The organism is Paenibacillus algorifonticola, from assembly GCF_050481745.1.
Lineage (GTDB): Bacteria > Bacillota > Bacilli > Paenibacillales > Paenibacillaceae > Pristimantibacillus > Pristimantibacillus algorifonticola_A.
In genome coordinates, this window is sequence record NZ_JBCNGR010000006.1 from 470,891 (window position 1) to 485,329 (window position 14,439).

At 51.4% G+C, this 14,439-nt stretch carries 11 protein-coding genes; 8 read left to right on the plus strand and 3 right to left on the minus strand.

From position 1 onward, the window contains the following. Positions 1-8 precede the first annotated feature (8 nt). From ABEW34_RS05585 to ABEW34_RS05605, 5 genes are all read left to right on the plus strand, one after another. Positions 9-890, plus strand: a complete 882-nt coding sequence (locus tag ABEW34_RS05585) for a nitrilase-related carbon-nitrogen hydrolase (RefSeq protein WP_430156186.1) — start codon at positions 9-11, stop codon at positions 888-890. Positions 891-980: 90 nt separating this feature from the next. Next, positions 981-2,339 (plus strand): NAD(P)-dependent oxidoreductase, encoded by a 1,359-nt coding sequence (locus ABEW34_RS05590; protein WP_430155711.1) that lies wholly within the window; start codon positions 981-983, stop codon positions 2,337-2,339. Positions 2,340-2,508: 169 nt separating this feature from the next. Continuing rightward, complete coding sequence (preA, locus tag ABEW34_RS05595; protein ID WP_430156188.1) at positions 2,509-3,813, plus strand: NAD-dependent dihydropyrimidine dehydrogenase subunit PreA; 1,305 nt, start codon at positions 2,509-2,511, stop codon at positions 3,811-3,813. A gap of 12 nt (positions 3,814-3,825) precedes the next feature. After that, the gene (hydA, locus tag ABEW34_RS05600; protein WP_430156191.1) at positions 3,826-5,277 is read left to right on the plus strand and encodes a dihydropyrimidinase; all 1,452 of its coding nucleotides are present in this window, start codon (positions 3,826-3,828) and stop codon (positions 5,275-5,277) included. A gap of 30 nt (positions 5,278-5,307) precedes the next feature. Further along, entirely contained in the window at positions 5,308-5,571 is a 264-nt protein-coding gene (locus ABEW34_RS05605; protein ID WP_430155714.1) for a hypothetical protein, read from the plus strand. A 22-nt stretch (positions 5,572-5,593) separates the two neighbouring features. On the opposite strand, the gene ABEW34_RS05610 is transcribed toward ABEW34_RS05605, so the two are convergent. Together ABEW34_RS05610 and ABEW34_RS05615 are read right to left on the minus strand one after the other, a co-directional pair. Beyond that, positions 5,594-7,225: a PucR family transcriptional regulator gene (locus ABEW34_RS05610; RefSeq protein ID WP_430155716.1), complete on the minus strand. Its 1,632-nt coding sequence runs from the start codon at positions 7,223-7,225 to the stop codon at positions 5,594-5,596. A gap of 297 nt (positions 7,226-7,522) precedes the next feature. After that, positions 7,523-10,396, minus strand: a complete 2,874-nt coding sequence (locus ABEW34_RS05615; protein ID WP_430155719.1) for an S-layer homology domain-containing protein — start codon at positions 10,394-10,396, stop codon at positions 7,523-7,525. Between the two features lie 374 nt (positions 10,397-10,770). Here ABEW34_RS05615 and ABEW34_RS05620 point away from each other — a divergent pair, with 374 nt between their 5' ends. Beyond that, positions 10,771-12,408 (plus strand): alkaline phosphatase, encoded by a 1,638-nt coding sequence (locus ABEW34_RS05620; RefSeq protein ID WP_430155722.1) that lies wholly within the window; start codon positions 10,771-10,773, stop codon positions 12,406-12,408. Positions 12,409-12,528: 120 nt separating this feature from the next. On the opposite strand, the gene ABEW34_RS05625 is transcribed toward ABEW34_RS05620, so the two are convergent. Next, positions 12,529-13,068, minus strand: a complete 540-nt coding sequence (locus ABEW34_RS05625) for a hypothetical protein (RefSeq protein ID WP_430155724.1) — start codon at positions 13,066-13,068, stop codon at positions 12,529-12,531. 157 nt (positions 13,069-13,225) lie between these two features. On the opposite strand from ABEW34_RS05625, the gene ABEW34_RS05630 reads away from it, so the two are divergent. Both ABEW34_RS05630 and ABEW34_RS05635 read left to right on the plus strand, forming a co-directional pair. Beyond that, positions 13,226-13,660, plus strand: coding sequence for a GNAT family N-acetyltransferase (locus tag ABEW34_RS05630; protein WP_430155726.1), 435 nt, complete (start codon positions 13,226-13,228; stop codon positions 13,658-13,660). Between the two features lie 16 nt (positions 13,661-13,676). Further along, positions 13,677-14,321 carry a DUF3885 domain-containing protein gene (locus ABEW34_RS05635; RefSeq protein ID WP_430155728.1) on the plus strand — a complete coding sequence of 215 codons (645 nt, stop codon included), beginning with the start codon at positions 13,677-13,679 and terminating at the stop codon, positions 14,319-14,321. Positions 14,322-14,439 lie beyond the last annotated feature (118 nt).

The following is a 14,439-nucleotide window of genomic DNA, read 5'->3' on the forward strand; positions in this document are numbered from 1 at the left end:
AAAACGGGATGAGCAAGGTGTCGATTGCTTTAATTCAAGCGGCGAACGAACTGCATGGCGGCGAGTCTGTCCAGACGCATAAGGCGGCTGCTATAGAGAAGCATATCCGCATGATAAGGGAAGCTGCGGCTCAAGGCGCGCAAATCGTATCGCTTCAGGAAATTTTTTATGGCCCCTATTTTTGCGCGGAGCAGCAGACGAAATGGTATGCCGCTGCGGAAGAAATTCCGAACGGGCCGACGACGCGGCTTTTTCAGGAGCTGGCAAAGGCATGCAGCATCGTCATCATTTTGCCGATTTACGAGCGGGAGGGCATCGCCACTTATTACAACACCGCTGCCGTTATTGATGCGGATGGCGCTTATCTTGGCAAATACCGCAAGCATCATATTCCCCATGTTGCTGCGGGCGGCGGCGGGAGCGGCTTTTGGGAGAAGTTTTATTTTAAACCGGGCAATCTCGGTTATCCCGTCTTTGATACGGCGTACGCCAAGGTTGGCGTCTATATATGCTATGACCGCCATTTCCCCGAAGGGGCGCGGGCACTGGGGCTGAACGGAGCGGAAATCGTGTTTAATCCATCGGCGACGGTTGCGGGAACCTCGGAGTATTTGTGGAAGCTGGAGCAGCCCGCCCATGCGGTGGCGAATGGCTATTATGTTGCAGCGATCAACCGCGTGGGAACAGAGGAGCCTTGGAATATGGGCGAGTTTTATGGGCAATCGTATTTGGTCAATCCGCGTGGGGCGATTACGGCAATCGGGAGCCGGGATAAGGAGGAAATCGTCATGGGCGTGCTGGATAAAGAGCTGATTCGCGAGGTCCGCGAGGTATGGCAGTTTTACCGCGACCGCCGCCCGGAGACGTATGATAATCTCGTCAGCTTGTGAGTGTAAACGGACAAATGGATAAGCGAATAAGCGGATAGTGGTTCATTTTCATCACAATTAGGCGGTTCAAAAAGAGGAGGGGAAGCAGCTATGGGCATCGCCTTTATATCGGAGCAGTCGCTCCGGCGCAATTTTGCCGAGGTGAAGGCAGGCATGAAGCCGAAGGAAGCGATCGATGAATCGAATCGCTGTTTGTATTGCTATGATGCACCGTGCATTACGGCCTGCCCAACAGGCATCAATATCCCTTCTTTTATTAAAAAGATCGCTTCCGGCAATTTGAAGGGCTCCGCCAGAGCGATTATGGATGCCAATCCGGTCGGCGCGACCTGCTCGCGCGTATGTCCAACCGAGGAGCTGTGCGAGGGTGCATGCGTGCTGAATCATTCCTCCACGCCGATTCGCATTGGTGATTTGCAGCGCTACGCCACAGATTGGGCGATTCATAATGAGCAGCAGCTGTTCACGGCTGGCAAGAGCAATGGCAAGCGCGTCGCGATTATTGGCGGCGGCCCAGCCGGGCTGTCGGCGGCGCGGGAGCTGGCGCGGTTCGGCTTTGCCGTGACCGTGTTTGAGGCGAAGGAGCAGGCGGGCGGTCTAGATACGTATGGCATCGTCTCCTTCCGGCTGCCGCAGGAGGTTTCGCTCTGGGAGGTTGAGCAAGTGCGGCAGCTGGGTGTAGAAATTCGGACGAATACAAAGGTTGGCGCAGATGTGGGCATAGAGCAGCTGCGCCGTGAATATGATGCCCTCGTGCTGGCCATTGGCATGTCGAAGGTACCGTCGCTTGGCATTGAAGGCGAAACGCTGGACGGCGTATTTGACGCCATTGATTTTGTGGAGTCGACGAAAACGGCTGTGCGAACCGACATAGCGGGCAAACGTGTCGCCGTTATCGGCGCAGGCAACACGGCCATTGATGCGGCGACCTGCTCGGTACGACTCGGCGCCATGAATGTGAAAATCGTCTACCGCCGCAGCGCCGCCGAAATGACGGCCTATGCGTTCGAATATGATTTCGCCAAGCAGGATGGCGTTGAATTTCAGTGGCTGACGGCACCAGCTCGCATTATCGGGAATGCCAAGGGGCAAGTGACGGCACTCGAATGCCTCATGATGGAATTGGAGGAAACGGAGGAAGGGCGGGCGGCTCCCGTACCGATTCCCGGCTCGACGTTCAGGCTGGAAGTGGACGCTGTTGTTTTAGCAATTGGACAAACGCGCCATCTTCCACTGATCGAGCAGCTAGGCATCGCGCATAAACGCGGCATTGTAACGGTCGACGAGACCAGCTATCAAACGTCCGATCCGCAAATTTTTGCTGCTGGGGACGTTATTTTCGGTGAAGGCCAAGGAGAGGCGATGGTCGTCTCGGCCGCCCAGCAGGGCAAGAAGGCAGCTTATGCTATTTATAAGCAGTTAATCAAGCTGCAGGAGGAGCCGGCATAAGGAAAGCGGCGTCAAAATGGGCTGGGTCAGCTCCGCATGCGGTGAAATCCAGTATGTGACTGTTGCAGGGGAACGACAAGGCAGCAGGCTCATTAATCAATGCCACGCCGCTATAAAACGCAGCTGGGCAAATTCGCATCTTATCGAAGGCATAAGGAGGGGAACGACAATGGCTGATCTGCGCATTAATCTAGCGGGTATTGCATCTCCAAATCCTTTCTGGCTGGCATCTGCGCCGCCTACCAATACGGGCTACCAGGTGCAGCGCGCATTCGAGGCAGGCTGGGGCGGCGCGGTGTGGAAGACGCTGGGCGATCCCATTATCAATACATCCTCGCGCTTTGCCGCCGTACATTTCAACGGGCAGCGGGTTGCGGGCTTCAACAATATTGAGCTTATTACGGATCGTCCGCTGGAGGTCAACTTAAAGGAAATCTATGAGACAAAAAAGAGGTTCCCGAATCATGCCGTCATCGCTTCGCTGATGGTCGAGCCAAGCCGCGAGAAATGGCATGAAATCGTCAAAAAGGTCGAGGCGGTTGGCGTAGATGGCCTTGAGCTGAACTTTGGCTGTCCGCATGGCATGGCGGAGCGCGGCATGGGGGCTGCTTCCGGGCAGCAGCCGGATCTGGTCGAAGCGCAGACGATGTGGGCGAAGGAGGTTGCGCAGACGCCGGTTATCGTCAAGCTGACGCCCAATATTACCGATATTACGGCGACGGCAAAGGCGGCGACGCGGGGCGGCGCAGATGCGATCTCCTTAATTAACACGATTAACTCGCTCGCTGGCGTCGATCTGGATTCTTGGCTGACGATTCCGCATGTGGGCGGGAAGGGGGCGCATGGCGGCTATTGCGGTCCTGCCGTGAAGCCGATCGCGCTGAATATGGTTGCGGAATGCGCCCGTAATCCGCAGGTGAACATCCCGATTTCGGGCATCGGCGGCATCTCGAATTGGCGCGATGCGGTCGAATTTATGCTGATGGGCGCAACGGGCGTTCAAGTGTGTACGGCAGCGATGCATCATGGCTTCAGCATTGTCGAGGACATGATCGACGGCTTGAACCATTACTTGGATGATAAGGGACTATCGTCGGCGATGGAGCTGATCGGCAAATCGGTTTCCCGCTATTCGGACTGGGGCGATCTCGATTTGAATTATCAAGTCGTTGCCCGCATCCATGAGGAAGAGTGTATCGTATGCAACAAATGCCATATCGCCTGCGAGGATACCTCGCATCAGTGTATCGAGCGGCATACGGACGAAGGCGGGCGCGCTTTCTTGAAAGTGAGGGAAGAGGATTGCGTCGGCTGCAATTTATGCTCCATCGTTTGCCCCGTCGAAGGAGCAATCTCAATGGTAGAGGTGCCGTCTTCTGAGCTGCCGATGTCTTGGAATGAGCGCCAGCAGGCAATTGCGGGCATGGGTGGCAGCGAAGGGAATGCCAAATCAAGTGCGAGAGAGACGGTGTAGCATATGGAGAAGATGACGAAGCTCATTCGAAATGGAACGATTGTAACGGCTGCGGACACGTATCAGGCGGATGTGCTGATTGAGGGGGGCATCATTCAGGCTATCGGGACGGGGCTGGAAGCTGCTGGTGCAGCTATCGGCGCGGAAATCATCGATGCGTCGGGAAAATATCTGTTTCCCGGAGGCATTGATCCGCATACGCATCTGGATATGCCGTTCGGCGGTACGGTGACGGCGGATGATTTTGAGACGGGGACGATTGCTGCCGCGTTTGGCGGAACGACGACGATTATTGATTTTTGCCTGACGGATAAAGGAAAGCCGCTGGCGGATTCGATTCAGAAGTGGCACGCGAAATCAGCTGGAAAATCGGCAATCGACTACGGCTTCCATCTGATGATTGGCGAAATCAACGATGCGGTGCTGGCCGAGCTGCCGGATATTGTTTACACGGAGGGCATTACGTCGTTCAAGGTGTTTATGGCTTACAAAAATGTGTTCCAAGCCGACGACGGCACGCTCTATCGTACGATGCTGACGGCAAGCGAGCTGGGAGCGATGGTTATGGTGCATGCCGAGAACGGCGATGTCATCGAATATCTCATTGCCAAGGCATTGGCGGAAGGGCATACGGAGCCAATCTATCATGCGCTGACCCGCCCATCGATGCTTGAGGGAGAGGCGACGGGAAGAGCCGCGAAGCTTGCGGGCTTGACTGGAGCGAGGCTGTACGTCGTGCATGTCACCTGCGAGGAGGCGGTAAAAGCGATTGCCGAGGCGAGAGAGCAGGGCTTTGACGTCTGGGGAGAGACCTGTCCGCAATATTTGCTGCTCGACCAATCGTATTTGGAGCTGCCGGATTTTGAGGGAGCCAAGTATGTATGGTCGCCGCCGCTGCGCGAGGCCCGGCATCAGGACGTCTTGTGGAATGCGCTGCGCACGGGCGGGCTGCAAACGATCGGCTCGGACCAATGCTCGTTTAATTTCAGCGGGCAAAAAGAGCTCGGACGTGAAGATTTCAGCAAAATTCCGAATGGCGGGCCGATCATCGAAGACCGCTTCTCGCTGCTTTATTCTGAAGGCGTGGGAAAAGGACGATTGACGCTGAACCAGTTTGTCGATCTCGTCTCGACGCGCAGCGCGAAGCTGTTCGGACTGTTTCCACGCAAGGGCACGATTGCGGCAGGCAGCGATGCCGACATTGTGATTTTCGACCCGACGATCCAGAGGGTAATCTCGGAAGCAGCGCATCATATGAATGTGGACTATAATCCGTTTGAAGGGATAGCTGTAACGGGAGCCCCGGTCAGCGTGCTCTCTCGCGGCGAGTTTGTTATTCGCGATTTAGCCTTCGTCGGACGGGCAGGCGCCGGACAATATGTGAAGCGTGCGCCCTACAAACAGCCCGTGCAGGGGGAACTGCCTGCTGCTTCTTATAAAGCGGTTGGCACAAGCAGCAATTAGTAGATTCAATGATAGCGAGGAGGGCTCAGAGTGTCGGCATATCAGCAGGTTTTGGAGGAGAAGGCGAAGCTGGACGGTTATATGATCAGGCAGTTTAAATTTATCCACATTGAGGAGAATTTGAGCGGAGCGACGGTAACGCTCCAGCATCCGGGAGGCGAAGCCGCAACGCTGCAGCTGCTTACTGCCGAAGCGCGCAAATATTTAACCAATTTGCTGATCAAGCAGCTGGCGCAGGCCCGGGCATCGGCTGCTGCATCCTCTTCCAGCCCAGGCGCTGCGCCATCAGCATAATCCTCGCCATCCGCTGCCCCTTTTAGCGGATGGCTCCGCGCGTATATTCATAGGCGTTAACAGCGAGTTCAATGGCGAGCCGCTTATCGGCGTTCATAAAATCTTTGCCCAGCAGCGCAACGATTTTATCAAGGCGATGATAAAGCGTCTGCCGGGCGATGAACAGCTCGCGGGCTGTATCCTGCTTGGAGCCAGAGCGGATTAAATAGGTTTTCAGCGTCAGCAGCAGCTGGCCGTGTTTTTCCTTATCATAGGTGGCAAGCGGTTCAATGTATTCGCGGATCAGCTCATCCAGCATCCCGCTTTTTTTCAGCGCGAAAATGATTTTGTACGTATGCAGCTCGTCGAAAAAGGGGGCTGGCAGCGGCCCGGCATCCCGCTGTATAGCAAGCGTTTCTTTCGCAGTTGCATAGCTATCCGCTGCTTGGTCGAGCTGTGTGGCCAGCTTGCCAATGCCCCAAAGCCCGGAGAAGAGCGCTGGCTCCTGCTTCATCTCCGTCTTTCGCAGCCGCGCTACCGCTTGCAGCAGGCGCTCCTTCCACTTTTGGCGATCCAGTTGATCCAACTGATCCAGCAAAATAAACACAATTTGCCCTTGCAGCAGCAGCGAGAGCAAATAAAAGCCCTCCCCCTCAAAAATCGCCCGCGCCACCCGGTAGCGCTGAAGCAGCAGCGATTCAAAATCCGTCGCTTCCATGTGCGAGACTTCCAACTGAAACACGCATACCGCTACGCAGCCAAGCTTGGCTGACGGTTTACTATGGCGAATATAATCATTGATTTCGGTTAGGTCATGCTTGCCGGAAAGCCAGTCTCCAAGCCAGAGATCGTCTTGGTAGCGGCGTTTTTCCTCGACATATTGGGTGCGCATCATTTCCTGGGCTATCGCAGTCGCACAGCGATCCAGCGCAAGAATTTGAAATTCAGTCAGCTCCTGCTTCGCGTGAATGAGCAAATCAGCGAATAGATGGCCGAGCGCCACAATGGGCCGATGAGCAAGCTGTTGGCTCAGCAGCGGAGCGGGGAACATTTCATTGTAAATCCACCGCTCGTAAAATTTGTCGGCTTTCGCTTTCGTCATGAAGGGGACAAACTGAGCTTCGGCATTCAAGGGAAAAAAAGCGACCTGTGCGGCCGTTGTTTGCTGCAGCAGCTCCAGAAGAGGCCTCAAGCCCTTGCCGGACAAGAGCAGCTGACCGAGCTGCCTGGATAATGCCTCCAGTTCGGACACCATTTGATGATGCTGATTAATGAAGTAGGCATGCAGATCTTGGGTGATATCTATGTAGCGGACTTGCTCGTGGAAGAGGAGAATGGGGAAATGCTCGCGTTTTGCCAGCTCCAGCATGCGTACCGGCGGTCTGGCGGTATAAGTGACCAGCTCAATGCACAGTCCAGATGCGCCGGAATCGAGCAATTGCTGTAGAAAAATCAGGCTTCGTTCTGCATCATCCTGCCAGCCGATGCCCGTCGTCAAAATAAGCTCGCCGCCGCTTAAAAGCCGGCCAGCTTGAATGACCTCCATAATGTGAACCCATCTGACGGTGCGGTTTAAGGCTTCTTCACTTGCGTGCACCTCGGCTTTCTGGAACAGCGGCCGTTTTAAAATATCGCGGATTGTCGGCTGCAGCAGCGTTTGTACGATAGTGTCCACCCCCTCATGTGAAGATAGTTAACACTATTATACAGGATTATTAGTTGAAAGTAGATCCCGACCCTAATGTATGCGGCTTGAAATCATTTGTTTCAGCCGCTGCTGATCTGGTGGGTTTGGTGGTCGACACGTTTGCCGAAGGGCGCAACGGGTAGGCGAGAGGAGCAAGCCTATAGTTAAAAAAGAAAAAACAGCATGACCGATTCAGCGGTCATGCTGTTTTTTGATGGTTCACCCAGCAGCTGCCTGAAGCTTAAGGCGATAACGCTGCGTAATTTTTTTGCATCCTATTAAGGATTAAGGTGCTGTTTGTGGATCAGGCTGTTGCTCTGGCTGCTGCTCAGGTTGTGGCTCTTGCTCGGGTTGTGGCTCCTGCTCTTCTACTTGCTCTTGCTCATCAGAAGGTCTATTGTTATCTACAAAGTTCAGACCGCTTGCAGGACTCGTATTCGAGAAGGTATTAACATCCGTGAATGTCACTTGACCGTCCGTGATGGTCATTGTGAATACCGTCCAATAAAGCTCGTTGCCTTTATCCGTTGGTACTTCGTACACTTTAATTGGTGTAGGGGAAGAGCCACGGTAAACTTCGATTTTCGCACCGGAAGCCGAAATCGTGCTTGCTCCGGAGAAGTGATGCACATAGAAAGTGTACGTGCCGTTTGTGTCTTTACGGATCGTAGTGGTTTCAGGTCCATACGAGGTTACATCATCCAAGTCTAGATCAACCATTTTGGAATTGTTATAATTATAAATTTTACTCCCATACCAAGTGTGAAAGATTCCGCCTTGTACGGCTGGTCCAATTAGATGCGAATCCAGATCGGCAGGGTCCTTGCCCCACGTTAATACGATACGCGTTTCATTTTCAGACGGGATGCCGATTGCAGTTTGGTTTTCATTCTGGTTATTTACATTGACAGCCGATACTGCGGTCATATAGGTCGTTACATATGGCGTGCCTACGCCGCCCAGCTCACCTGTGTAAATGCCAGGAGCTAAATAAATGTAATATCTTCCGTTAGCATCGGTTACAGCTGTTCCAACAACGGGACCGCTTGTAGCGCCAAGACCTTTGCGGAACTCAATCGTCAGGTTAGCTACAGGATTGCGCGCAACATCAATAATGGTACCGCCAAAGCCTGTCAGTTTAACCGAGCCGCTTTGGCTGCCTGCGAACTTGGTCTTAGCTTCATTCGCTTCAACATGAACGTACAGCGTAGAGCCATAGCTTTGAACGGGATTAAAGGTAATTTTGCCATCTGCATATTGCAAGCCGCTCAGCTCATAAGCTGCGCCGTTCACCGTTGCGGAAATTGCGAAATCAGACAGATTCACATCATCTACTTGCTGATCAAAAGAAACATCAACTGTGCCGTTCGTCACTTGTACCGCCGAAATCGTCGGGTACCCTTGCTCATAAACGGCTACCGTTACAGGAACCTGTACATTGTACAAGCCATAGGTTGCTGTAATGTAGGTCGTACCTTCGCCAACCGCTTTAACCTTGCCATACACAACTTCGGCTACAGAAGCATCTGAACTGGTCCAGTTGGAATGCGTTGTAATATCTTTAGCGTTAGCCGTGTATTTCACGCCCGTAGCAACGATTTGACGAGTTGCTCCAATAGCTGAAAGCTCAAAGCCTTGTGCAGGCTCCGCAATGATGCTGGAAACCGCAGGATCTGCTTGCAGGTTTGGCTGGCTTGGCAGCGAGCTGAAGTCCACGCCGTCTGCATTGACCACTGCATCAGTGATCGAACCTTGTCCAAGGAAGGAAACAATCGCATCAAGTACGGCATTTGCAACGTTAGAGCCTTGTTCGAGGTGGAAAACAGTATTCAGTGCGCTTGCGAACACATTCATTTGACCGATAGAGCCGTTCTCGCCTAGCGTGATGGCTGCTTGCTCGGCATAGACGGAAACCGAATTAAATACGCCGTTTAACGAAACTTGCGCATTATGTGGAACGTTGCTTGAGATATTGATGTTTCCAACTTGTCCAACCCCCGGCTGTGTTTCGATAATCGCGCCAGAGCGAATGGTAACCTGCTGCACATCTGTTCCGTTCTCCAATACGAGACGAATGCTTCCGTCTTGCTTGTCTACAATGACGGTTGCCAGAGTGGAGTTTTGTACGTGAATACTGTTAGGGCCGCCGCCATTGATGGTCGTCGATCCGCTAACGGTAACGTTCTGGAGCGTTACATCGCCATTGCCGATGCTTGTTTCCAAGAACAGATTACCCGTAATCGTTGTGTTTTTAAGCGTTACATTGGCAGCGTAGATGCGTACATCGCCTGTAACTGCACCCAGCGTGTGCTCACCTGCAGTATTAATGGAAGTGCTCGTCGAGCCACCGTTATTTCCACCATTGCTCCCGCCATTGTTTCCACCACTGCTGCTGTCTGATGACTTCGGCGGATTTGTTGGAGTCGGTGCAGCAGATGGTGCTGGTGTAGCAGTTGCACCAAGCGAAGCTGCTGCCAGCTCATAGGTCGTCTTGTTGAAGACGAATTCGTAAGCTAGACGTGCTAAAGCTTGACGATCAGCTACGCCAGAAGGATTGAAGCGAGTCGTGCCGTCTGCATGGGCTACGCCTTTAATGAAGCCGATTTGATAGGCAAAGGAAACGTAGCTTTTCGCCCATGTCGACACGGTGGAGATGTCCGTTAGCTTCTCATCCAGCGGTACCGCTAGAGCAGCTTGCTCCAAGCCAAAGGCACGAACAAAAAATACAGCGAGCTCCTCGCGTGTAACGGTTTTGTTCGGAGCGAACTGGTCGGCGGAAATGCCTTGCGTAATGCCGGATTTCACCAGTGCGCCAACATAGCCGCTATACCAGCTTTTGCTGTCAACATCTTTGAAAGATGCGGCGCTTGAAGCATCCTGCTCTTTACCTAGAGCGAGCACAAGCACTTTAGCTAGCTCGGCGCGTGTAATGGAGTTCGAAGGCTTAAAGCTGCCATCGCCATAACCGCCGAGTATACCTTTTTCTACTAGAGCGGTTACTTCATCCTTGGCATAAGATTTCTCGATGTCGGTGAACGACACGGAGGAGGAGGCTGCCTCTGCCCCAAATGCGATGTAGTTCGTGGAAAAAATCGATAAGACCATTGCAAAAACAAGTGCGACAGAAATACGTTTGCTTGCCATATTGCCAATCATCATAACTCTCTCCCTTATCTATTCTCTGTTTGTAAAACAATTGCATATTGTGCATAGGACCTAAAACATTAAGACTATGTACTCAATCTGGAAGAAAATAAAAATAGGTCTTTTTGCTCAATAGTATAATACTACCATGGAAAATTATGTGGAGGGAAGATGTTTTATTGAATTTATCAAAAAAATTTGTTGAATAAAGTTGAAAAAAGCAGAAAAAACGCATGTATACGTAGGGATTCAAGCGATAAACTAAATTTGGGTAATTGATGTAAATTTACAAAACGTCAAGGCCATCTTTACATTCCCCTATCAATTCTCTTATAGACTAGTTGTGTTGAAGCAATATCCAATCCAATCTAGTTAATAGGGGGATGTACATGTTAAAGAGGTTCCATGCTCGTGCAGCCAAGGTGGCACTTGCCGTAGCGACTATTGTGGCAGTAACAACTGTAGGGGGAAACAGCGGAGTGAGCGCAGAGGATGAGCAATCGCCAATTAAAAATGTGATCATTCTCATTCCTGACGGCATGGCAAATGATGCAACGGCGCTCGCCAGATGGTATAAAGGCTCTTCGTTAACGCTTGATCAAATGGCGAGCGGCATGGTCCGCACCCACTCGGCAGATGCGCCGATTGCGGATTCTGCCCCTGCGGGTACCGCTTTTGCCACTGGACATAAATCGCATACGGGGTTTGTTGGCGTTTTGCCGGATAAGGCTACAATGCCAGGCCAGAAGGCGATTGCACCGGGCGATGAGCGCAAGCCTGTCGCTTCTGTGCTGGAAGCCTCCAAGCTTGCGGGAAAAGCGACGGGCATCATTGCAACCTCGGAAATTATGCATGCGACTCCGGCTGATTTTACCGCCCACTACCCAGACCGTAAAAACTACGATGCCCTGAGCAAGCAGCAGGTATATAATCAGGTGGATGTTGTACTAGGCGGCGGCAGCGATTATTTGGTTCCGTCTGGCCGCAGCGATGGTGAAAATTTGGTTTCTTCCATTAAAGCGCTTGGCTACGATTATGTGACGACGCCAGCGGCGATGAAGGCCTCCAAATCGGGCAAGCTGTGGGGCATGTTTGCTCCGGCGGGCCTGTCCTATGATATGGACCGCGATCCCGCTAAGCAGCCAAGTCTCGCGGATATGACGCAAAAAGCGATCGACATCCTTTCCCAGGATAAAGACGGTTTTTTCCTCATGGTAGAGGGCAGCAAGGTGGATTGGGCCGCTCATGCCAACGATCCAATCGGTATTATCAGCGATGTGCTGGCCTTTGATAATGCGGTTAAGGTAGCGCTGGATTTTGCGAAAAAGGACAAGCAGACAGCTGTTGTTGCTGTTACCGACCATGGCAATGGGGGCTTGACGATTGGCAACGCTGCAACGACAGGCACTTACGATAAAGAGCCATTGTCCACCTTCATCGGCCCGCTGAAGAAAGCGAAGCTGACGGGTGAAGGCTTGGAGGCGAAGCTGGATGCGAAGAGAACGAACATTAAATCGGTGCTGCAACAATATTATGGCATTTCGGATTTGACTTCGGAGGAAATGGCCGCGATTAAGGCTGCGGAGCCGGGCAGAATGAATTATGCAGTAGGCCCGATGATCAGCAAGCGCGCAGGTATTGGGTGGACAACTGGCGGACATACAGGTGGAGATGTAGTGCTGTACACGTACGCTCCGAATAATGACCGGCCATTTGGCGTCATCGACAACACCGATGTTGCGAAGTATATGGCCCGCGTTCTGGATCTTGATCTGGATGCGGTCAGCAAGCAGCTATTCGTACCAGCGAAGCAGGCTTTCACCGCTAAAGGTGCGAAATACGAGCTCAACCTGAAGGATGCGAAAAACCCTGCCATCCTCGTGACGAAGGGCAGCCAGAAGCTGGAGCTGCAAATATACAAAAACATCGCCGTCCTGAACGGGAAGAAATCGAGCCTTAACGGCGTTATCGTTTACAACGGAACCGATGCGTTTGTGCCGCAGGATGCTGTAGATCTGATTAAATAAACGATGGATTGTGAAAATGGTGCAAAGAGCAAGAGCCCGCATTGGCCGCGGGCTCTTCTTTCTATGCTGATGTGGACTGTATTGGCTATGGAATGGTTAGCCTGTTATGCGGAGGGCCGCTTATTTCTCCACAATGCTTGCAGTGGAAAACTCGCCCAGTGCTCGCAGTGTCAACAGAACATGCTCTAGCAGGCTCGAAATATCCTCCATTTGCTCCTCGTTGATTTTGCGCTTGAACGGCAGCTTAATCTCATTCTTATGTGTCGCCGCCCCCTCTGAGTAAACAAAGCTGAGCGTCTGCACAGGGACGGGATTTTCCGGCCAAATCCGCTGAAATACCGCTTCAATCTGCGGACATTGTTGCTCGAAATCCTTCACCCTCATATGAAAAAGCAAGCTCAGCTCGCAGCCGGGCGCCTCTCCCGGCAGCTCCAATAGCTCGGCAGCCAGCTCCTTCAAGGAGGCTTCGAGCCGCAGCTCGGCGGTTACCGCTTCCTGCCCGGTCAAATGGAAGGCAAGGCTGAAGGCTCGTCCCATCACGGACATTTCCATCGTATCTTTGCGGCCTGTTATCTGAATCGTTTCGTCCAGCGTATCCAGATCGTACAGCTGATTCTCAAAAGCAACCTTCAAATTATCGAATACGGTTGGATCAAACATCGTTTTTCCCTCGCAATGGTCGTATTTTATATGTCTAAGCAAATATTGAAGCGTTTCAATAGAGCTGTGTTTATTATACAACGATTTTCTGGTGGAGGTGGGAAAGAGCGGTTATACTATTTTTAACATTAGAGATTTAAATCGTTGGAGGTGCCATATGGAGCTGAATTTCAAATCATATGTGGTGAGTGATGATAAGCTGCGTATTCAGGTGCAGGTGGTCGTGGATTATTTAGCAACCAGCTATTGGGCGAATAATCGGCCTGCTGAGAAGATTATCAAATCAATTGAAAATTCCATTTGCTATGGCGTTTACGAGCTAGAGAACGAGCAGGAGCAAATGATTGCTTTTGCCAGAATCATTACCGACTGTGCAACGACCTATTATTTATGCGATGTGTTTGTGCTGGAGGCTTACCGTGGTCAGGGCATATCCAAAAAGCTGATAGAAACGATAACGAATGCCCCGGAATTCCAAGGGATGACAGGGCTGCTCGGCACGAAGGACGCGCACGGTCTGTATGAGCAATACGGCTTTGAACGGGATCAGACACGGTTTATGCGCAGACCAGTGCAAATTAATAAGGTTTGAGGGTGGTGATGATGGGGTGAATGAATCTCATTTAGATCACTTTTTAAGGCGTTATTTTAAAGGCCTGCCTTTAAAAAGCCCGTTATTTTATAATGCGCCAGTAGGCATTAGATTTGAAATGGGTGGAGAAGTATGTGTTGCTAAGGCAAGAGCAGAGAAAGTCAAAAGTAGAGCGATGGCCTTATTTAATGCGGTGAATCATCGCGATGATCTTATTTATTTTGTGCTGTTCATGGACAGCTGGGACGAGCACCCGGTTACTCTTTTTGAAAAAGAAGTGTATAAGACTTTCAATGATTATGTTAGCGGCATTCATATAAGTGAAGTATCAAAACAAGAGCAGGAATATCGATACAAGGACCCGCATGATGCGGATGATATTATGACGGTGAGGTACTATGCCCGCGTGAAGCTTCAAAATTTGAACATTAGTCCTCTTTTAGAGGCGATTGCAAATCGTTCGGCTGGTCTTGAGCCTATTATTGTTGGGGACATCTATATCATTAATGAAACAAACAAAACGATTTTTCACCTCTATGATGACAGAGGACTGGACATTTTAGCTGAAGAAGTGGAGACGTTAAGGTGGATATATGAGCATTACAATGATTGGATTTTAGATTATGATCGAAAAAAAGTGGACGAATTATTTAGGCTGTGAAATTTTTGATGTGAATTTTTGAGGGATAATTGGAATGGACGAGCATTATAAGCATTTGCAAAAAAGTCAACAGTAAAACCCACCGCTAGCCTTTATCCGGCTGTTGGTGGGTTTGCTT